Here is a 19487-nt window from a genome sequence, read left to right as displayed (position 1 = left end):
GCGGCCTTTTTTATTGAGACAGTTTTAACCCAATCGAGAGAAAGACAATGGCTACTAATTTTGTGCAAGACGGGCGCATGCTGGATTACACCAATAGCACCAGCGCGGATTTTACCTCTGGCCAGGTAGTACCGGTCGGCGCAGTGCTGGGTGTAGCGATGGATGATATCGCCGTGGGCACATCTGGTGTGATTGCTATTGATGGCGTCTTCACCGTGCCCAAGGTATCCGGTGCAGTGATAGCCCAGGGCGAATCGCTCACTTGGGATGTATCCGTAGCAGCCTTTGATAACAGCGCCGCAACAGCCGCAACTGGCGATATCACCGGCCCCACCGCCTTTGCCGCAGAGGCTGCCGGCGATGGTGTTACCAGCCTAGCGGTAAAATTTACCGGCGTACCGGGCACAGTGAAGGCTTAGGTGATCCATGGATCTGGACCAAAGAGCTGCAGAGCGCGCGTTCCGCAAATGGGGCAAGCCCGCTACCTATACAGACGGTAGCGGGGCTGAGCCTGTAGATTGCCGTGTGATTAAAGATCAAGAGATCGACGAGTTCGATGAGGATGAGCGCGTGCGGGTGCCGCGTATCGAGTTGAGTCTGTTGGTGAGTGAAGTAGGGGCTTACAACTCAGCAGCGGTGATTACCCTTGGTGGCGTGGAGTATAGGGTGCGCAAGCGGCTGTCGGATGATGGGGTTGTTTGGCGGGTGCTGGTGGATGGGTAGATAGATGGTACATCTACTTATCGTCAGTTTTGGGGAGTTATCAGAATAGCGCTTATTAGGGTCTTCGATTGTTAGAGATGCCCGGGGAATAAAAAAACATACGAAGAAGTTGAATTAATAAAAAAGATTAACCCAGCTTAATCTATCCATTTATACAAATTAGAAATTTATCGGTTTTTAGAATGGAGGCAAAGGTAGGCAAAAGAGTAAAGATGCTGTGTATTTAATAAGCTGGTCTATATCCCATTTTTCTCACTTTTGTACCAACTATGGATAACTGAACGATTCGCATAATTTTTTCCTGCAGTATGAAGCGCAAGCAGTTTAGGAATATAGAGGAGAGTGATATAAAGATGCTGCTTTTGAGTTAACCATTGTGGCTTTAGGTCGCGCATTTTTAGTAGTAAGGTTTCTATCAAATTATTATGCTAAAAAATTTGATGAAGGAGTATCAACCAACCCTGCCCCCAGTAACACAGGGGGGGTTGGATATAGCTGCTGCAAAAGAGCAGTATAGTTATGCTTATGTGAAAGCTATGTGCGCTGCTGCGGGTGTTAACTATAGTGAAATGCGAACAGATAATGAAAGCATTGATATTGAATTGATTGGCTCCGGGTTTTCGGGTAAGTGGAAGAGGCCAAGAGTTCTTGCGCAACTAAAATGTACATCTCGATTCGAATATTTTGATTCGAAAATGCAAAGTATTAGGTACCCACTATCGATCAAGAATTACAACGACCTTCGAGAAACTGACGATCTACCTAAAATACTGATTGTTGTTTTTTGTCCCGTGGCGAGTAATGAATGGGTTCAGTGGAATCCGATTTCATCTCAGCTTAGATTTTCAGGTTACTGGACTAGACTGGTAGGTGAGCCCGAAGTTCCAAATAAGAGTACCATAAGCGTAGAAGTTCCATTTTCTCAGCCGTTTAACAATGTCACATTAATTGACTTATTGAAGAACCTGAGTGAGGGAGGCAGAACCTTATGATTTCTATGGAGGATGTTTCGCTTGCTGACTTAGAGCGCTACCTAACTTCGAAAGGTTGGTTAAAGGTAGATGCTTTAGGAACGTCGTTTGAAATCTGGGTTTTCCCAGGCCTCTCGATGTATGAAATTACTCTGCCAGTCAATGAGGGGCATAAGCGCTTTCGGACGTTGGTTGATGACGCATTATCACAATTATGCTCGAAAGAAAGCCTTGGTTATGAGGAGCTAATACGAAAAATTATATCTCCTACTTTTGACCGTATGCTCGTACGTGTGGTTGCGGGAGATGTGAGTAAAGGTCGTATACCTTTTAACGAGGGCATTGATCTCTATTCATCTACGTTTGATCTATTGAAAGATAGTGCACGCTGCTTGCATAAGTTTAAAGACAAGCAGAAACACATATTGGCGTTCAAAAGTGAAGTTATGATGGGGCAGACCCAGGTAGGAAGTTACATCATCAGTCTAGATTCACCGTTATATGAAATCGGGGATAGTGAAGTATCTGGGATGTTTGACCAAGGAAAATCCTTAGGAAGATTAATCAATGAAAAGACCTTTGATAAGGTCAGATTTATATCAGAGTTTCTTGATGATTGTGAGTTAAATGCTGATGAATCCAAGTTTGATGAGTTTGAACTTCACGAACTTACATCAAAAGGGATTACCAATACGGTATGTGACTCGCTACTCAAGTTGTTTGGTGTAAAATCCCATAGGGATTTAGAGCTTACTTTCGAATGGTCGCCAAAAGAAGATATTGATGAAAGCTACAAGAAGTCGGTGTTTTTGAGTTCGAAGAGTTCTACCAAAATTAGAACTTTAGGTGAACTTCTTAAGAATAGAAGGAAAGAGGCATCAGTTACTTTGGTAGGAAATATCGAAGATCTTCATAGAAGATACAAAGACGAAGATGGTCGTGCCAAATTGAAAACAAAATATAAAAATAGAGAGGTTGGTATAACCTTTGACGTTGCGAAAGAAATTTATGATGAGATCGTTGGGGCTCATTCAAAGAAGTATGCCGTACAGATTACAGGTGAAGTTCATTCATTTCTTTCATCGAAAAAAATGATTGCAAAATTCAATTCAATTGAAGATATACAGATAAAAAAGAATGGTGATCTTGATTATGTTACTTAAAAATAAATACATTGAATATTCCTGCTGTGAAGAGTTACTAAAGGTTTTATGTAAATAAAATAATTATATCCAGTTTATGAGTTCTTGGGATTTCAAAAGGTGAATGTAGAAAAGGCTCTTTCACGCAATAAGCCAAGAAACCCGCACTAGCGGGTTTTTTTACGCCCAAAACTCCTGGAGCACTACCCCATGACCCAACGCATAACAATCCGCGATGCCGTACTAAACAAGCAGAAAACCCTGTCCGGCTACAACTTTCCCTCAGCGGGAACCACTGAAGGCATTGAACGGGAAAAGCTGCCGGCCATCCTTGTCGGCTTTGCTACGGAACAAACAGAACAGGAACTCTCGGGTACTACCCGCCAGCTGGATCTTGTGGTTTCGGTGATGGTGCATAGTCGGGGGATATTTATGAGCTGATGGATTGGGCTGCGGCGGATGTTGAGGGCGTATTCAGTGCGCAAGCGGCTGTCGGATGATGGGGTGGTTTGGCGGGTGTTGGTGGAAGGGTAGGGGGGTGTTTTGTTCGCTCTTCTTAAAATGTTATAAATAAGCTTCCTTGTGTGTATTGGACTCACAATAAGTTGCCAGCCGGTGTGGTGGGCGTTATGTGTGTTCAAGTTTTAAACGTTTTAAATGTGGTAACTTACTGTCGATATGAAAAGTTTTTTTCTTATTCTCATTTCACTCATCATTGTGGGTTGTAATTCTGTCCTTGTAACGTATAAGCCGCCTCAAACTGGTAATTTGACTAAATTAAAATTGCCAAAAGATGACAACGCTTTATACAAACTAGGTGAGCTAAACGAAAAAGGTTGTGCGGTCAACTTTAGAACTGTAAGGGCTGAAAGCTATTCGGATAGCGAAAATGTATATGTTCAAGCTAACAAAAGTATTGTGCTTCACGTGAATAATTCGGGTAGAACAACCTGTAGAGGCACTGAGGCTATGAGCCTAGAGAGTAATAAACACTATGAAGCGGATATATTTCCAGTTCGTCATTTTTGCCTCGTCTCCATCTACGATATTACTGATGGTAAGAAAGGCGAAAAGGTAGAGCCTGAGGATCTTAACGGTTGTGTGAAAGAGTAAAGGTTACTAATCACAGTTCAATATGTTTTATGAAAAAATTTATCAGCAAAGCCTGTAGTTTGATAGCAGCATTGCTTTTATTGGGTGTTTTGTGGGTTCACATTTTGTCTAAGGATGCTTTTTTAGCCAATTTTGACAAATGGTATTTCTACTCAACTGCTGTTTTGATGTTTGGGTGGGTAGTATCTATGGCAGGCCTTTTTGTAAACAAGCACTGGGCGTATTTTTTAGCCATAGCTGTACTGGTTTTACATCAAGTCACGCTAGTTATTTCGGGGGCGTGGCAATTAAACAAAGTGCCAATGCTTGTATTGCCAGTGTTAATTTTGTGGTGGTTTAAAGGCAGTTCACCTTTAATAAGACGTTCAGTCTAGCGATATTTTCTAGACGTTGGGCTGCTTCTGAGTTCCTGGTAAATGGTACTGAAAACCCATTATAAACTGAAGTAGCGATTAGCTTCTTCTGAATGAACTGTTATGCATCTGAGAAAAATATGAAGAGTGTTCTAACAATTTTTTTCGCTTTTTTGTTGGCGAGCTGTGCTACCCAAAACACAGAAAATGCCGACATTTTCGATTTTAAATTTGGGCTTCTTGTTGGTGGTTCAATGAACACACTTGATGTAGTTGAAAACCAATTTATTATTCCACACAGAGTGGCCACGAAACTTCCATATTTTGGTTTCAAAATTAATTCTGGTCACTATGAACTGTACAGTGTGCAAACTATTATTTATTTTCCGTCAGCGCCTAAATCTATATCCGGAAATCTTGAAGGTTCACCGGAGGACTATGCAGAAGGTATCAAATCTCGAGTTAATTTATATCAGGGTCGCTCAGTAGTTGGCTATCGCCTCGAACCCGGCGACCCTTACGGAGACTATAAGTTAGTCGTTTTAGTAAATGGCAGGCCTTGGCAAGAAGTTGATTACAAGATCGTGCCAGAAAGCGCTTAACAAACGAAGCCACTACATCGTAAATACTAAACCCGCTTCGGCGGGTTTTTTATGCCCAAAATTCCTAGAGGCTCTCCAATGACCCAACGCATCACCATCCGCGATGCCGTTTTAAGCAAGCTGCAAACTCTTTCCGATTACACATTCCCACCCCCTGGCACTACAGAAGAAATTGACTCAAAAAAGCTACCAGCCATTGTGGTGGGTTTTACAACTGAAAACACGGACCACGAAATGTATGGCGGTTCAGATCGGCAACTGGATTTAACTGTTGCCGCCGTAGTGAAGAGTCGCGGCGATGTCTATGCCGCACTGGATCAAGCCGCTGAAGAGATCGAGCATGCACTACAGGATGCCACTTTAGATAACACCTGTGACTTATTCCTACTCAGCCAAACCCAGTTTGCCCTGGATCAGGATCACCCGCTGGGCGAGGTTCGATTGACCTATAGGGCTCAATATTCCACCGAACCCTCAGCCCTTTAACTCAACAACTCAATAAGGTCTTAGCTATGGCACAAGGTTATAAAACAAAATTTTCCCGCAGCGATGATGGCACTTCCTATACACCAGTGGCGGGCATGCTGGATATCGACCCCGGTGAGGAGTCACGCGGTTCTGTTGAAATGACGCCGATTGATGGCACCAGTGGGTATATGGACTATGACCCCTCCGGCTTACGTGATGCCGGCGAGGTTTCCATTACTTTGATCTGGAAAGAGACAGATAGCGGCCAGCAGGCACTGCGGGCAGATTACGACTCCGATACCAATAAGTATTACCAGATTGAATATCCTGAAGGTACTAAGGTGGAATTCACCGGCCATATTACCGGCTGGGGTAAGGCGGTGCCCAAGGATGACAAGATCACCCGTACAGTGAAGTTCAAAATCTCCGGTAAACCCACTGTAACCGCAGGCAGCTAACAATGAATTTAGTTCCTACCCCTATTTTAGAATCCGAAACTGTTTTATTTGGCCAGCAGGAAGTGGAGTTATTTGAGCTGAGCGCCTACCACCGCTGTGAATATCTGCAGAAGACTACTGAAGATATTCCATTGCCGCAGGATGAAGAGGTGCCGGAAACTGAGCTGGAAAACTTTGGCCAGCTTTGGGCGTTTCGTGTAGGCGAGGTGAGCAAAAAATTGCTGCTGGTAGCCTATGCCATCTGGATGAAGCCGGATTGCCAGGATTCACTGGAGCAGATCCATCAGGGCTTAATCCGAAGCGTGACCCCCAAGTTGATAGATGTGCTCTATGTACCTGCGGCTAAGTTATCCGGTCTCTATGTGGAGGTTAAAACTGAAGAAGCGGATAGCGAAAACGAAAGCGAGGAAGCCGAAAAAAAAGGCTAGTGCCGGGTTTTCACTTTGCCCGGCAGCTCGCACGGGATTTTAACCGTCCCGACTATTTCAATATGTTGCGCTCCATGAGTTCTACCGAGTTCGACCACTGGTATGAATATCACTCTGAACGCCCTCTAAACACCGAAGTCCAGCAGTGGCAGCTAGCCCACATTGCCGCCGGCACCTTGGGGGGCAAAGTCTCTAACTTCCTACCTCAGCCGCACAAGCCAAAAACCGTGCAGCAACAAATCGCAATCTGGAACTCCATGAGCTGAGCAATGGCAAAACAAACTTCCATGGCCACCATGGTGGCAAACCTGGAGCTGCGCTCCACGCAATACAAACGGGAGATGGCCCAGGCGGCCGCGCGCAATAAGCAGCTCACCCGGGAAATGAAATCCACCAGCGCCGCCGGCAATATGTTCGGTCGCTCTATGCGTGGTGCAGCCCAAGGTGTTGCCGCCATTGATGGTCCCCTAGGTGGGGTGGCCGGTCGCCTCAGTGCTGTTAATGGCCTTGTCACTGGCGGTAGCTTGGCCTGGGCGGGGCTGGGGGTTGCAGTCGCCGGTGCCACAGCGCTGATGTACAAGAGTGTCCGCGCCGCCGAAGAAATGGAGCGGGGCCAGCTCAAGATCGAGGCGTTGTTAAAAGCCACCGGTAATGCCAGTGGCCGCACGGCAGCCGAATTGGATGAGCAGGCCCGTTCGGTTGCTCGCAATACCCTGGCCAGTATTTCCGGCATACGCGATGCACAGGGAGTGCTACTGACATTTAAATCGGTGCAGACCGGTGTATTTGATCAGGCCATTGTGCTGTCGCAAGACCTGGCGGCGGTCATGGGTGGCGATGCCAAGAGTGCGGCACTGCAGCTAGGTAAAGCGCTAGAAGATCCGGCAACCGGATTAACGGCATTAAAGCGTTCTGGGGTTTCTTTTACCGAAGTGGAAAAGGAACAGATCAGGACCATGCAGGAAAGCGGCCGCGTAGCCGAAGCGCAGCGCTTTATTCTCGCCAAGTTGGCCCAGCAGGTGGGCGGCGCCGGTTCTGCCGAGGCGGGCGGCCTAGCAGGCCAAGTCGATACCCTGAGCCAGAACTGGCAAGAGTTCCTGGAAGCCATGGGCAGGACCGAGGAAGCCTCCAAGAGTGTCGGTTTTGTCGCGGATGCGGTGAGCTGGTGGCGCACTGTTTTAATGCCCACTGAGGCGGAGCAGAGCGCGGATAAATATTTCGAGCTGCAAGAGAAATATCTCTATCACCAAAAGCAGCTGCAGAAAGCCACTCGGGAAGGGGGGCAATTCCAGATTAAATTCCAAGGCAACTTGGTTGAAAAATACCGCGCGCAGCTGCAGGAGATGAAAGGCGCCGACCTGAAAGTGGCGATGGCGCAGCGGGAAGAGCGCAAGAAAGCCGCGCAGGCAGCGGCCGAGGTCCGCGCGCAGGCAGAACGGGATCGGGCTGCAGCGGAGCTAAAACTTCAGCAGGAAGCGGGTTCCGCTCAGTTGATACAACTGGACCAATTTCTGGCAGATCGCCAGGGGAAAATCCAGCTCGATCACGAACAGCGCTTGCGTCAGATCGCCTCTCTGCACGTTGGTGAGCAGGATTTAACCCGGCGAGGTTTTGAGTCCCTTGAAGCCCTGCGCCGGGAATATGCCGAGCGGGAAATACAGCGCTATAACGATGCCATTGCTGGTCAGCAATCCAAAGAGCGTGGTGAAGATGGCCTGACCGAAGCCGAGCGCGAGGGTATCGCCGCGCGGGTGGAAACCCTGCAGCAATCCTGGCTCAACGAGATGGAGCAGTTGCAGCTTCAGCAGGATGCAGAAATGCAGCTGCTGGATCAGGCCTATCTCAGCAAGATCATTGCCCGCGATGAATACGAACGCAGCCTAACTCAGCTGGAGAAAAAGCATCAGCAGCAGCGCCAGGCGATTGAGGAGACGGCCGAAAAGGCCAGGCTGAGCAGTTACGTTGGCGGCGCCAAGCAGTTACTGGCTGCGGTTGGCACCCACAATAAAAAGCTGGCGGCACTGCAAATGGGGATGGCTGTCTATACGGCGGGTACTGCCATGGTGCAAAACATTGCCGAAGCGTCGAAGGTCGGCTTCCCGCAAAACATCCCATTTATTATCGGCGCGACCACTCAGGGCATCCAGATAGCCAACCAGTTGAGCAGTATCAAAGAACCTGCCGGCATCGCCCATGGCGGCCTCGACTATGTGCCGAAAGAATCCACCTATCTGCTGGATAAAGGCGAGCGGGTTTTATCCCCAAATCAAAATGCCGATTTAACCAAGGCCCTAAAAGGCGGCACCCTGCAGGGAAATATCACGGTCAACCTAATCGAAGACGCCTCTAAAGCCGGTCAAGTCGAGCGCTCTCAAGGTGCTGGCGAGTCCGATGTGATTGATATTTTTGTGGCCAATATTCGTGAGGGCGGCGACGCGGCTGCCGCTATCGAGTCCACCTATAGTCTTTCCCGCACCGGAAATTAACCATGGCCTTAATTAAATACCCTGCGGAGCTCCCGGCTCCGCAGCTGGACGGCTATGCGCTGAAAAAAGTGGATAACCGCATACGCACCGAAATGGCCAGTGGTCGCGCACGGCAGCGGCGCAGGTTTGCCAGGGTCCCCACTGAGCTTTCCGTTAAATGGAAATTGTTAGCGAGTGAGGCCGCTATTTTCGAGGGCTTTATAACCCACGGGCTTTCCGATGCGCTTGCCTGGTTTAGTGCCGAGGTGCTCACGCCCCAAGGATTACTCCCACACAAGATGCGTTTTATTACCGACCCACTCAGTAACTGTCAGCCAGTTAGTTCGAATACCTGGGAATACAGCGCGCGCATAGAAATAGAAGACCGGATTGTGCTCACCGAAGAGCAGACCGTTGCGGGCCTGCTGGCCCCGAACACCATTCAACAATTTAGCCGGGGCGTGGACCGCGCTGTCGATAGTTATCAGGAGTGATGATGAGCAATTATTTCTCGGAAGTGACTCGTTTACAGAATGATATTAATGCATTGGATGCAATTCTGGCCGGTGGCGAAGACGAAACGGTTTTAGTCAACGGTCAGACCAAAGACACCATTTCCAAAGCGATTAAAGCGCGTTTCGAGCAACTACAGGCGCAGGTGCAAGGCAGACGCGCCTATACCACCAAGGCACTAATGACGGCGGATACTGGGCAGCCCGTCAACACCTTAGCCGAAGTGTGGAACGATTCAGAAGATAACAATGGCCTCTATGGCTGGGACGGCGGAACCTGGGTTAAATCTCCCTATGACATTAAAGCTTATGTCAACGCTCAGCAGCATATAGCCACGGAGGAAAACGCCTCTGCACAAGCGGTGGGTCTGAGTGCTGCCGAGTTGGAATACCCGGTAACCGAAGTGGCTGAGGCTGATTTTCGCCCTATGGTTCCGTCCTGGTTGCCCTCTGTTGGGCTCAAGGGATGGGCGCCAGTATTCCGCGTATCGGTAGCGCGCAATATCTCTGATATTAAATTGCGCCTCACCGGCACCAATGACATGGTGAAGCTGCATGTGCGAGTTATTCGTCGCGCCGTGGACAGTCCCAATACAGGGCCAACGGCAAACAATTACAGCAGTGACTCAGTGCTAGTAAATACCAGTTACGATCTCAGCAGCTATGACGGAGTGGCGTCGGGGGAATGGGAGGAGTTTTCTCTGGGACTCCAATTTACGGCTATTCCGGGCTATTACTATTTCGTCGAATATACCTGTGATACCGCGGCGGCACTGAATGCACCGATTGGGGCGCAATCAGGCTGGACCCGTGCGCCGTTCGAATCGAGTACAGACGCTCAGCTAGCGGGCTTTTACCAGAAAGTGGATGGCAACTGGATAGCGTACAACCCCGGCAACAATAAGTGTCTCGGTCTGGTTGTGCTGACCAGCGGTGCTGAGGCCAATGTCCTGGCGGATGCTGGGCGTAATGGGGTGGCGACACAAAAGATCCGCTCGGCCCTCGGCCTGGGGAATCGTGCCGCCATTAGTGCTGATCCCCTGAATGAAGCAGAGCGGGTCAATATTAACAGCTGGAAGGGGGCCGACTTTACCGGCTGGATGACTTTTCGGGCATTCGATAAAACCGCTTATGTCGATGCGCTCCGCTGCACCCTCAATAATGCCAACTCTACAAACTCTCCAGATGCCAATTTAGATACCCGTTATGTGCGTATAGAAATTTTTGAGGATGCGTCTGGGGTGATGACTCTCAGTAATTTTTATCAGCGCCCGCGTTACTACAAGCGCGAGCATCCGGTGGCACTTTCTTCGGCAGGTGTCGATATAGAGTTGCCCCTGGGCATTACCTTTAAGGAAGGCCGAGAGTATGCCATCACCTTAACCGGGTTGGATATTCATCGGCAGCGCTCAGGGTTGGGAATTGCTGGTGCCATGCATCCCGATATTCTGAGCGGTGATCGCCGTTTGGGCGGTTATCAATTGGATGATCACTCGGAAATGACCTTTGCTCTTCCGAATAGCAACTTTATGCCGCAGATCGAAACGGTTGCGTTAAAGCCCTATGTCACCAAGGAAAAGCTGGATCAGATAACCTCGGGGATGGCGTTAGTCGGCGTGCCGGTTTATGAGCGCCCGCGCGCGGGCCTGGGCTGGCAGCATGAAACCAACGATGGCCGCTTCTTTGACCGCTGGGCCGTGGGTTATCAGCCGCTGGCAACCACTAAAGTGGATGAACTGGAATTCCTCACCAGTGGCATGGCGTCTTTACCGGGATTTAATTTTCGGATTTACCGGCGGCCAGACAGCTTGGATTTAAATAGCACCCCCGGCTCTCTGGAAGAGGACGAAGTATTTTTCGAAAAAGATTTCAAAAATGCCGATTTTGCCGCTCCAGATGATGGTTGGTTTGAGCTATCCATCAATACCGATGACGTGGGAGAGCTGGAGGCCGGCTATCTGTACATTTTTGCCTTTGATACTGAAGCATACCCCGGCTATGGCATCGGCATGGGTCGCTCCACCGATGAATACTCCAATGACGATATCTGGCAGCGGGGTTGGTATGGCGTCAGCAACAGCACCACCTGGAACCCGATAGCCGGCACCTCCAGTATTGGTTTTCGCGTAATGGTGAACCGCTATCAAATGGCGGGGCAAGAGCCGATTGCTCCGACGCATACCGAAGTGCGGGTCGGCCAGTCAAAAGTATCCGGTGTTACGGTGACGCTCACCGGTTTGGAATTACAGCGCCTTAACCTGCCGATCAAATTGACCAGCACAGAGCTGGTGCTCAGACAGCCCATTAAAACTTTTGCAAAAACCGAAACCTATTCCTTGCTTTACGATATCGATGAGCGGTTGTTTTACCATCCGGGGGCCTATCTGCCGTACCGTTTTATTCGCAATGTCTCGATGGTGCGCACCTCTGATAACCAACCCCTGGTGGAGGGTGTGGATTACAGCGTGTGGTATGACGGCGGCAAGGTGCAAGGGCTGCAGGATGTACCGGCCTTTGATGTGGAGATCACCTATGACGGTTACGACTCGCGCTACGACTTGATTGAATACGACCCTTTCACCGGAGCCGTCAGCGTTAAAGAGGGGACCAGTCGCAGCTATGACCCAGAAGAGTATATACCGACCCCAAGCACTGATAAGCGGCCACTTTACTTGGCCTATGTGTATGGCAATAACTGTGAATTGATCCCCCTGTACCCCTGGGAATATGGGCTTTTTGAAGGCAACGAGCGGGAAGTACTCCGGCGCTCCGCGTTCAATCGCCGCGCCCTACAGAAGACTCTGGGCAAATTGCGCAAGGGCAACCCGTTGACCTTTGCAGGGTACGGCGATTCGATCACTGCGCAGGGCGGCGGCACCTGGCAAACCCCGAACGGCACTACCCGCGACACAGAATCCTATTACGGCGATTACCCGCAAGACACTAAGGATCTATGGCCCCGCTATGACCACGGTGACGGCGCGGGCCAGGTGCATCAGCATCTGGGTTGGAACTGGTATCTCAAGGCACAGTTGGAAGAGGCTTTCGGTTCTGCGGTCACCTATGACAACTGGGGCATCGGTGGCACAACCAGTGCGGACCATACCGACCCGGATGGCGTGCGCCATGGGGGCCTGCACCCGGATCGTCTCAACACCATGCTGGCAAGCTCTCCAGACTTGGTGGTGATTGGTTTTGGGATGAATGAAATAGGGCAGAGCAGCACCTCCACCAACGTGGCTGAGATAGCCCGCCATTGCAAGGCGGCTGGGGCCGATGTGATTATTATGGGATGCCCGCGTATCAGCTCTATTGGCGGCCGTGCCAGTTTGGATAGCTGGCGCACCACCAATGATCGCCTGTGGCTAGCTGCTCAGGAAACCGGTAGCGCCTTCGTTTCCACCACTTACCTGGCGGATAACGAGCGCCTCGGTGGCATTGCACTCAGTCCATTATCTATGTGTAACGCCAATCGGTTTAATCACCCCGGCCCCTACGAGTTGCGGAAATACGGCCAGGCATTAGCCGAGCTCTTCCTATGAGTGCGGTATTAGAAACCGTCTACGCCAGCGCCCCGATCGATCAAATTATTCTCCACACCCTAGAACTGAAACACCCGGCATTCGAAGCCGGTGCGATTCGTCTGTGCCAGGGATTTGATGATATGGAGGCCAAACTGGAAGACGGCGAAACCGTAATTTTCACCGCGAGCGGCTTCGGGGTTTCTTTACCGCAGCGCTCTATGCGCGGCCGCCAAGATTTGCAGTTCCAATTGGATAATGTCACCGGTGAAGCGCTGCAAAATATTGATGCTGCATTGGAGGCGGGCGGATCTATCCAGGTGATTTATCGGCAGTTCCTCGAATCCGATCTGTCCGCCCCTGCACAGCAGCCTACGGTGATGACGGCAGTATCGGTCAAAGCTAATGCCCGTTCAGTTTCGGTGATTGCCAGCTTTCACGATCTGGTCAATAAAGCCTGGCCGAATAAATTCTACACCCCGGATTTTGCCCCCGGCCTGAAATACTACGGCTAACTCTTATGTCTTGGATAAACGACTATCTCACCGTTCCCTATGTAGATGGAGGTCGGGGTATGCATGGCTTTGATTGCTGGGGGCTGGTGCGCGATGTATTGCACCGGCAATTTAATACCCCGCTGCTGGAATCCTTTGGCCATGTTTGCCCGGATGACAAGCCGCTACTGACAGACAGCTACTTGCAGGTGGTGCCGGATTTTTTACCGGGCCCCTGTAAACCCGGGGCCGTTGCCTGCGGGTTTCACGGCGACTGTCTGATTCATGTGGGCATAGTCATTAATAACGGCCAGACCCAAGTCCTGCACACCGGGCGGCAATATGGAAAACCGCTATTAACCAGCCCGCGCGCCTTCCGCCGATTGTTCCAACGCTGCGAATATTTTCACTATGAATGCGACTCTAAAAATCTATCCCAGCAAGCTTGAGCGGGATAATTGCGAAACCTGCACGGCTACACCGGGGCAGACGTTTGAACACTGGCTCAAAAACAATGTGCCCAGCTATGCGCCCCGCGAAGTGCCGCTATTTTCGGCAGTGGTAAATGATGCAGAGTTACCAACCGGTGAGTGGGCCAGATACATCATTCAGCCCGGCGACCAGTTTGAATTGGTAGTGGAGGCTAAAGGCCCGGCGGTGATTGTGATGGCCGTGGTCGCGGTCGCCGCTGCGGCTGCCGCCATGTATTTTGCTAATCAGATCCCCGATAACTACAACCAGACCACACCCGATGGTTCCACCATCTACAACCCCAACGCTCAGGGTAATCAGGCGCGGCTGATGGGTGTGGTGCCCGAGATTGCCGGCCGTCATAAAGTCTTTCCCGATTTGCTTAACCAGCCGCGCCGGGAATATATCGGCAACGATCAATATCTGTATTTAATGATGGCGGTGGGCGTTGGTGAGTATGCCGTGGACCCCGAGGAAATCTTTATCGGCAACACACCGGTTAGCCGCTATTTTGGCGATATCGACTACAGCCTGTTTGGCCCTGGTGAGAGCGTTACTAGTCACGAAGCACATCGCAACGTGTATACCTCGCCGGAGGTGGGCAGCAGCGGCGGCCAAACCGGGCTGGAATTGGAGGGGAGTCTCAGCTCTTCAGGTTCCGGTTTCAGCCGCACGCGCTGGAGCATGGCCGGCCACACTCTGAGCTGTTACGAATATGACGCAGAGAGTGGCAGTTATCTTTCATGGCCGTTCCCTTATGGGGCGAATGAAATCATCACTATTAGTGGCAGTGCCAGCAATAACGGTGATTACCGAGTGGTTTCCAAGGGCTCTGTGAATAGCGCCACTATGGAAAAGGTGGACGGCAATGGCGACCCGGATGCGGCCTGGACCGGTTTCACCAGCTCCCAGCATGAGTCCATCACCATCGCCAGTAGTAGCCCTAGCGATACCAGCTATAGTGGCCCTTTTTTCGCCTGTCCCGCCAACGAGCTGACAGGCACAATTTGGCTGGATTTTTTCTTGCCGCAGGGGCTAGGCCGGTTAAAAGATAACGGAGACTTCGAAACTCGCTCTGTCACCATTGAAGTTGATTACCGGGCCGAGGGCAGTAGCAGCTGGACCACCATCAGCCACACTTTCAGCGGCGCCACCAACGACCAGATAGGCTTCACCAAAAAAATTAATCTCAGCAGCCGGATGCGTCCAGAGGTTCGCGCAAAGCGCACCACCCCAGGCACTGACGATACCCGCGTATACGATAAAGTGCAGTGGACTGTACTTAAGGCTGAGCTGGACAGCGCCAGCCGTTATGAAGGCGTGACCACGATTGCAGTTAAAATTCGTGGCACCAATGCACTGGCTGGCAGCGCCGAGAATAAATTCAATCTCATCGCAACCCGCAAACTTCCCGTCTATGAAAATGGCAGCTGGTCTGCGCCTCAACCCACTGAGGATATAGCCCCGTTCTTTGCCTACGTGATTAAGAGCGTCGGCCATACTGATCACCAGATTGGCCTGGAGGAGATGGAAGGGCTCCATAGCCTATGGAGCGCGCGTGGCGATACCTTCTCGGCGGTATTCGATAACAAAACCACCCTGTTCGAAGTCCTGAAAAAAGTGTTAGCGGTGGGCTATGCCGAACCCACTCTGGACTATGGGCAAATCATTCCAGTGCGCGACGGCCCGCGCACGGCATTCGAACACATGTACCAGCCGGACAATATGGTCGGCGAGTTGGAAAGGGATATAAAGCTGTTTGATCCCGACGAGCCGGATGGCATCGAGGTGGAATACTTTGACCCGCAAACCTGGAAGCCGGCCACAGTGCTCTGCACCTTGCCGGGAGACCTGGGCCAGGCACCGAAAAAGGTCCGGGCCTTCGGCATCACCGATAAAACCAAAGCCTGGCGCTTTGGTATGCGGCAAAGGCGCACCCAGCGCTACCGCCGCACCCGCTACAGCTTTAAGACCGAAATGGACGGCCTCAACAGCCGTTATCTGAGCTACTGCGCCCTCGCCGACGATATCCCCGGCTACTCGCAGACGGGCAGGGTGCTGGCAGTAAACGGCCGACTTATCACTCTGGATGCGGAGCTGGAGTGGGGCACAGGTACGCACTTCCTCGCCCTGCGCAAACCAGACGGCACCCTGTCTGGTCTCTATGCGGCAACGCCAACCGATAGCGCCAACGTAGTAGAAATCAACTCTAATCTGGATTTTACGCCCACATTAGATGGAAATATGGAACCGCCGCTGTATATGTTTGGCCAGGCCGAGCGCTGGAGCCACCCGGCACTCATCACCGATATTAAACCCAGCGGCACCGAGCGGGTGAGTATGACCGCTGTGAATTATGATGAGCGGGTTTATGCGGATGATGATGGTAGTCCGGGTTGATTGCAGAGGCGGCACATAGCCTAGCCGGCATAGTTCTATTGCAGCTATGGCGATTCCGAGTGGGTGATACTGGCTTCGGTTTTCAGTAGTGGAGAGGCGTGTCGCCAGTGCGAAGGCCCGAATTATAGAGCCATGGCTTACATCTGCAGAAAGATCCCCCCTAACTTATTGATTTAATTATGGGTAAAATGTGCTCAAGAGCGGGAAGTTGAACCAGACGACTTGAGCCAATGGCTTACTATCTCTGGTTACTATTTAGACGGCAGTTTATAACCTGCTGTAAATAAGGGCTTTTTTTATGGAGCTTGAAGGCTCCATTCCAGAAATAGTGGCCAAATGGATAGTGAGCCACTGGCTCTTTAATAAACTGTTAGTTGCTCAAGGAGATTACAACCATCATCTTATCAGACAACGAAAAGTGGCTATTGGTTGAATTGACTGATTTCGGTAAAACTCTACCAGAGTTAATATCAGAGATTCATTCTGATGCTACGGAAGGTAGCCTCATTGAAAAATATGAGCTGGCAATTGGCCTTGTAAAATCATTGGTGTCAAAGGGCCTGATTTCACTCTGTCAGATTGATAGAGCTTCCAAAGAGCCATACTCTGTTGAGTCTGTAAAGACATTAACCAATGATGATTTGGAAAGCTTCATTAATGATCCATGGAACTGGAGTAGCTCATTTTCAAGAGACAATAAATGGCAGTATGAGTTGGCTCCAACTAACCGAGGGGAGGCCGTGCTAGATGAGATTTTCGGAGTCCAAAAAAGCAACTAACGAGGTGCTGCAGCTGACGGCGTTAGTTGCTCTTAATGAAGATAATGAAACATAAATGCCCACACTGTGATAAAAAGGTGATTTCGAATTGGGGTAAATTCAATTCCAGCGCGTTGCACCCCGCCATTTGTCCAAACTGTGGTGGTTACTCTAAGCAGCACTACGCTGGTACAGCACTTGAGAGCTTACTGGTAACTTTTGGTGTTCCCGTAGTCTTGCTATGGTCTCTCCTCGCTAAAACCTGGTGGCCAGTCTTTGCCTCTGTGTTGGTTGTTATATCTAGCGGTATTCTTAAATTCTTATACGTCCCGATGGTTGCGGTTGACCTACAGGCAGCCAAAAACTATCACTGGTTTGCTTTTGGGTGCTTAGTTATAGTTCTAGCTTGGGTCTCCTATGAGGCACTTGGAAGTTAAGCAACTAACAAATCAATTAACTACGCGCCTTCGGCGCCCGACAGCTTACACTCCGCTTCGCTGCGTTCCAGCTGCGGGTTATTGAGGCGTTATGCACTGAATCTAATATGAAATCTGATTACAAGTGGCTTGACAGCTGGGTAAAAGAGATAAAGGGGAAGTCAGCTCTAGAGCTTGGTGCAGGTACGGGTATAGATACGCAGATTCTTAGATCTATTGCGAGTAAACTGATAGCGACTGACTTGGTGCGAAATGATCCGTTGGATATTGAAGAGCTAGATCATAGCGAGCCATTGCCATATGAGTCGAATAGTTTTGAAGTGGTCGTAGCAAGTCTTTGCTTACATTACTTCGATTGGAATAAAACTGAAGAGATAGTATCCGAACTTTACAGGGTATTAACGCCTGGTGGTATGTTAATAGGCCGAGTAAATTCGAAAAATGATACCAACTACGGAGCAACTGGTTACCCTGAAGTTGAATCGAACCTCTTCATTGTAAATAATCAAGCTAAGCGTTTCTTCGACAAAGCTGACTTAAGTAGGCTCTTCAACAAGAAATGGGATATCTCGTTCATTGTGGAAAAGACTATAGATCGCTATAGCATGCCGAAAACTATTTTGGAGTTTAGGGCTGCCCGTGCATAACAAACGCAAGCAGGTTGCTCTGGCCCTTCGGGCCTCCGCGGGACACCCAACGCTATGCATATTTTGTGCAGATCGCTGCGCTCCCAGTTTTGCACAAAAGGTGCACAGCATTGGTTGCCCCTGTTGCGGGCGTTATGTTTCTATGATGACCCGAATATTTTTTGTATTGGTGACAATCAGTGTTTCAGCGTGTGCCATGCAGCGCGCGCACCACAATGTCGTAATCGTAAGTGAAGCCCCGGAGGGGTGCAGAAAAGTCCACTGGTATTCGGTAAGAGCTAATTCGGAAAATTCTATATCTGAGAAAGCAAAATCAGACGCGTATAGACGTGGAGCAAATACAATATACAGTCCGTCAGGTACTGAGGTTGCGTTGCACTCAAAATATCAAATGGAGCAGTATTTTCAGTCATATGTGTGCCCAAAAACATAACAAAGCCGGGCAGTTGGCTCCGGGCCTACGGCCCTCCGCGGGACAGCTTACCTTGTGCAAATTTTGCACAGGTCGCTGCGCTCCCATTGTCGCGCAAAATGTGCACAAGGTAAGCTGCCCCTGCCGGCGGCGTTATGTGTAGGCCGTTATGAAATCGATAGTTCTACTTCTATTTATAATTTCTAGTAACGCCATGGCATCTGGCGCATGTGTTTGTAAAGGCGATGCGACCGTAATTAGTACTTCTGAAGTAGCGGTCGAGGTTTCTATCTCTGAGGGGGTAGCTTGTGAGGGTAATGGTTGTTGTATAACTGGGAACTCTAATTACTCTGTCTTCTTTGAAAAAGAAAATAGCGTAGAACCTTTTCATCGCTATATGTCAAAATCGGGGGCATACCTGAAAAACATGCCAAAATCATATGAATTCGGTTTCGTCTATTCGTGCAGTACAAGTGAAGAAGGTGGTTTTTCACAGTGGCTTATAGAACCACAGAAATAAAAATACATAACAAGTGCCGGCACGACCGCAAATGCTGCGCATTTTCTGGACCTTCGGTGCTTCGCACCTCCGGCCCGTGCGGCAGGCGTTAACTGCGTATGAAATTCATGCTTGCGTACAACATTGAGGATCACGGATGGGCCAACTCCACGTTACAGTGCAATGGGGAAACCTATGAAATCGATTCGATCTCTTATTTGTCGGATGCTTTCGCAGAGCTTTCTCAAGCTGTTCTCGATTTGCTTAATGGCGTACCGGAATCGGATTGTGGGTTTGACCATGAGCCGGGAAGAACAAAGCTTCGATTTACCGTCGAAGGTGACGACGTTCTAATTCAAGTGTATGAGTTTGATAATGAGCTAATGGATGAGCCTTGGGATAGAGGTAAATGTGCTCAACGTTTCAAAACGCGAATATTAAGACTGAAATCACAGTATCTTGAAGAGGCTGATAGAATTTTGGAAAAGTATGGCGCTAAAGAATACGAAGAGCTCTGGGGGTATCCGTTTCCAATGGATATATACAAAAGAGTAAAAGCAGTTAACAAGTAGCTGCACAGGAAAAACTACTCGCTTCGCTCGCATTTTTCTTG

Annotated in this window: 21 protein-coding genes; all 21 read left to right on the top strand. The window is 49.7% G+C overall.

Going from position 1 to position 19487, the window contains the following annotated elements; all coding sequences use genetic code 11:
• Positions 1-47 precede the first annotated feature (47 nt).
• Positions 48-419, top strand: a complete 372-nt coding sequence (locus tag ACJJIB_RS13760; RefSeq protein ID WP_444886486.1) for a capsid cement protein — start codon at positions 48-50, stop codon at positions 417-419.
• 7 nt (positions 420-426) lie between these two features.
• Positions 427-723: a head-tail joining protein gene (locus tag ACJJIB_RS13755; protein WP_444886485.1), complete on the top strand. Its 297-nt coding sequence runs from the start codon at positions 427-429 to the stop codon at positions 721-723.
• 440 nt (positions 724-1163) lie between these two features.
• Positions 1164-1715 carry a DUF4365 domain-containing protein gene (locus ACJJIB_RS13750; RefSeq protein WP_444886484.1) on the top strand — a complete coding sequence of 184 codons (552 nt, stop codon included), beginning with the start codon at positions 1164-1166 and terminating at the stop codon, positions 1713-1715.
• A complete protein-coding gene (locus ACJJIB_RS13745) occupies positions 1712-2857 on the top strand; it encodes a hypothetical protein (protein WP_444886483.1) in 1146 nt (381 codons plus the stop codon). Before ACJJIB_RS13750 ends, ACJJIB_RS13745 begins: the two co-directional genes overlap by 4 nt.
• 189 nt (positions 2858-3046) lie before the next feature.
• On the top strand, positions 3047-3277 hold the full coding sequence (locus ACJJIB_RS13740; RefSeq protein WP_444886482.1) for a hypothetical protein: 231 nt from the start codon (positions 3047-3049) through the stop codon (positions 3275-3277).
• 237 nt (positions 3278-3514) lie between these two features.
• Complete coding sequence (locus ACJJIB_RS13735; protein WP_444886481.1) at positions 3515-3949, top strand: hypothetical protein; 435 nt, start codon at positions 3515-3517, stop codon at positions 3947-3949.
• Positions 3950-3978: 29 nt separating this feature from the next.
• On the top strand, positions 3979-4323 hold the full coding sequence (locus ACJJIB_RS13730) for a hypothetical protein (protein WP_444886480.1): 345 nt from the start codon (positions 3979-3981) through the stop codon (positions 4321-4323).
• Between the two features lie 119 nt (positions 4324-4442).
• Positions 4443-4904, top strand: a complete 462-nt coding sequence (locus tag ACJJIB_RS13725) for a hypothetical protein (protein WP_444886479.1) — start codon at positions 4443-4445, stop codon at positions 4902-4904.
• A gap of 78 nt (positions 4905-4982) precedes the next feature.
• A complete protein-coding gene (gene gpU, locus ACJJIB_RS13720; protein WP_444886478.1) occupies positions 4983-5390 on the top strand; it encodes a phage tail terminator protein in 408 nt (135 codons plus the stop codon).
• Between the two features lie 26 nt (positions 5391-5416).
• Complete coding sequence (locus ACJJIB_RS13715) at positions 5417-5830, top strand: phage tail tube protein (protein WP_444886477.1); 414 nt, start codon at positions 5417-5419, stop codon at positions 5828-5830.
• Positions 5831-5832: 2 nt separating this feature from the next.
• Positions 5833-6258 (top strand): phage minor tail protein domain-containing protein, encoded by a 426-nt coding sequence (locus ACJJIB_RS13710; protein ID WP_444886476.1) that lies wholly within the window; start codon positions 5833-5835, stop codon positions 6256-6258.
• Positions 6258-6524: a phage tail assembly protein T gene (locus tag ACJJIB_RS13705; protein ID WP_252084517.1), complete on the top strand. Its 267-nt coding sequence runs from the start codon at positions 6258-6260 to the stop codon at positions 6522-6524. The genes ACJJIB_RS13710 and ACJJIB_RS13705 overlap by 1 nt, the downstream gene beginning before the upstream one ends.
• A gap of 3 nt (positions 6525-6527) precedes the next feature.
• Positions 6528-8744 (top strand): hypothetical protein, encoded by a 2217-nt coding sequence (locus ACJJIB_RS13700; protein WP_444886475.1) that lies wholly within the window; start codon positions 6528-6530, stop codon positions 8742-8744.
• 2 nt (positions 8745-8746) lie between these two features.
• Positions 8747-9217: a hypothetical protein gene (locus tag ACJJIB_RS13695; protein WP_444886474.1), complete on the top strand. Its 471-nt coding sequence runs from the start codon at positions 8747-8749 to the stop codon at positions 9215-9217.
• Between the two features lie 2 nt (positions 9218-9219).
• Positions 9220-12777: an SGNH/GDSL hydrolase family protein gene (locus ACJJIB_RS13690; RefSeq protein WP_444886473.1), complete on the top strand. Its 3558-nt coding sequence runs from the start codon at positions 9220-9222 to the stop codon at positions 12775-12777.
• The gene (locus tag ACJJIB_RS13685) at positions 12774-13271 is read left to right on the top strand and encodes a DUF1833 family protein (protein ID WP_444886472.1); all 498 of its coding nucleotides are present in this window, start codon (positions 12774-12776) and stop codon (positions 13269-13271) included. The genes ACJJIB_RS13690 and ACJJIB_RS13685 overlap by 4 nt, the downstream gene beginning before the upstream one ends.
• Before the next feature lie 5 nt (positions 13272-13276).
• Positions 13277-13699, top strand: coding sequence for an NlpC/P60 family protein (locus tag ACJJIB_RS13680; protein WP_444886471.1), 423 nt, complete (start codon positions 13277-13279; stop codon positions 13697-13699).
• Entirely contained in the window at positions 13662-16121 is a 2460-nt protein-coding gene (locus tag ACJJIB_RS13675) for a host specificity factor TipJ family phage tail protein (RefSeq protein WP_444886470.1), read from the top strand. The genes ACJJIB_RS13680 and ACJJIB_RS13675 overlap by 38 nt, the downstream gene beginning before the upstream one ends.
• 374 nt (positions 16122-16495) lie before the next feature.
• Positions 16496-16900 carry a hypothetical protein gene (locus ACJJIB_RS13670; protein ID WP_444886469.1) on the top strand — a complete coding sequence of 135 codons (405 nt, stop codon included), beginning with the start codon at positions 16496-16498 and terminating at the stop codon, positions 16898-16900.
• A 523-nt stretch (positions 16901-17423) separates the two neighbouring features.
• Positions 17424-17963 (top strand): class I SAM-dependent methyltransferase, encoded by a 540-nt coding sequence (locus ACJJIB_RS13665; RefSeq protein WP_444886468.1) that lies wholly within the window; start codon positions 17424-17426, stop codon positions 17961-17963.
• A gap of 1030 nt (positions 17964-18993) precedes the next feature.
• The gene (locus tag ACJJIB_RS13660) at positions 18994-19446 is read left to right on the top strand and encodes a hypothetical protein (protein WP_444886467.1); all 453 of its coding nucleotides are present in this window, start codon (positions 18994-18996) and stop codon (positions 19444-19446) included.
• Positions 19447-19487: the final 41 nt, after the last annotated feature.

This window comes from Microbulbifer mixtoriginis (SeqCode) (genome assembly GCF_052467705.1).
The sequence above is the reverse complement of the archived record's forward strand: the minus strand, read 5'-3'. Positions and strand labels throughout refer to the sequence as shown.

Coding starts and splice junctions, on each gene's coding strand:
- ACJJIB_RS13660 (WP_444886467.1), top strand. CDS start 18,994: ATGAAATTCATGCTTGCGTACAACATTGAGGATCACGGATGGGCCAAC.
- ACJJIB_RS13760 (WP_444886486.1), top strand. CDS start 48: ATGGCTACTAATTTTGTGCAAGACGGGCGCATGCTGGATTACACCAAT.
- ACJJIB_RS13665 (WP_444886468.1), top strand. CDS start 17,424: ATGAAATCTGATTACAAGTGGCTTGACAGCTGGGTAAAAGAGATAAAG.
- ACJJIB_RS13725 (WP_444886479.1), top strand. CDS start 4,443: ATGAAGAGTGTTCTAACAATTTTTTTCGCTTTTTTGTTGGCGAGCTGT.
- ACJJIB_RS13735 (WP_444886481.1), top strand. CDS start 3,515: ATGAAAAGTTTTTTTCTTATTCTCATTTCACTCATCATTGTGGGTTGT.
- ACJJIB_RS13680 (WP_444886471.1), top strand. CDS start 13,277: ATGTCTTGGATAAACGACTATCTCACCGTTCCCTATGTAGATGGAGGT.
- ACJJIB_RS13700 (WP_444886475.1), top strand. CDS start 6,528: ATGGCAAAACAAACTTCCATGGCCACCATGGTGGCAAACCTGGAGCTG.
- ACJJIB_RS13740 (WP_444886482.1), top strand. CDS start 3,047: ATGACCCAACGCATAACAATCCGCGATGCCGTACTAAACAAGCAGAAA.
- ACJJIB_RS13755 (WP_444886485.1), top strand. CDS start 427: ATGGATCTGGACCAAAGAGCTGCAGAGCGCGCGTTCCGCAAATGGGGC.
- ACJJIB_RS13710 (WP_444886476.1), top strand. CDS start 5,833: ATGAATTTAGTTCCTACCCCTATTTTAGAATCCGAAACTGTTTTATTT.
- ACJJIB_RS13750 (WP_444886484.1), top strand. CDS start 1,164: ATGAAGGAGTATCAACCAACCCTGCCCCCAGTAACACAGGGGGGGTTG.
- ACJJIB_RS13690 (WP_444886473.1), top strand. CDS start 9,220: ATGAGCAATTATTTCTCGGAAGTGACTCGTTTACAGAATGATATTAAT.
- ACJJIB_RS13695 (WP_444886474.1), top strand. CDS start 8,747: ATGGCCTTAATTAAATACCCTGCGGAGCTCCCGGCTCCGCAGCTGGAC.
- ACJJIB_RS13715 (WP_444886477.1), top strand. CDS start 5,417: ATGGCACAAGGTTATAAAACAAAATTTTCCCGCAGCGATGATGGCACT.
- ACJJIB_RS13730 (WP_444886480.1), top strand. CDS start 3,979: ATGAAAAAATTTATCAGCAAAGCCTGTAGTTTGATAGCAGCATTGCTT.
- gpU (WP_444886478.1), top strand. CDS start 4,983: ATGACCCAACGCATCACCATCCGCGATGCCGTTTTAAGCAAGCTGCAA.
- ACJJIB_RS13675 (WP_444886470.1), top strand. CDS start 13,662: ATGAATGCGACTCTAAAAATCTATCCCAGCAAGCTTGAGCGGGATAAT.
- ACJJIB_RS13745 (WP_444886483.1), top strand. CDS start 1,712: ATGATTTCTATGGAGGATGTTTCGCTTGCTGACTTAGAGCGCTACCTA.
- ACJJIB_RS13685 (WP_444886472.1), top strand. CDS start 12,774: ATGAGTGCGGTATTAGAAACCGTCTACGCCAGCGCCCCGATCGATCAA.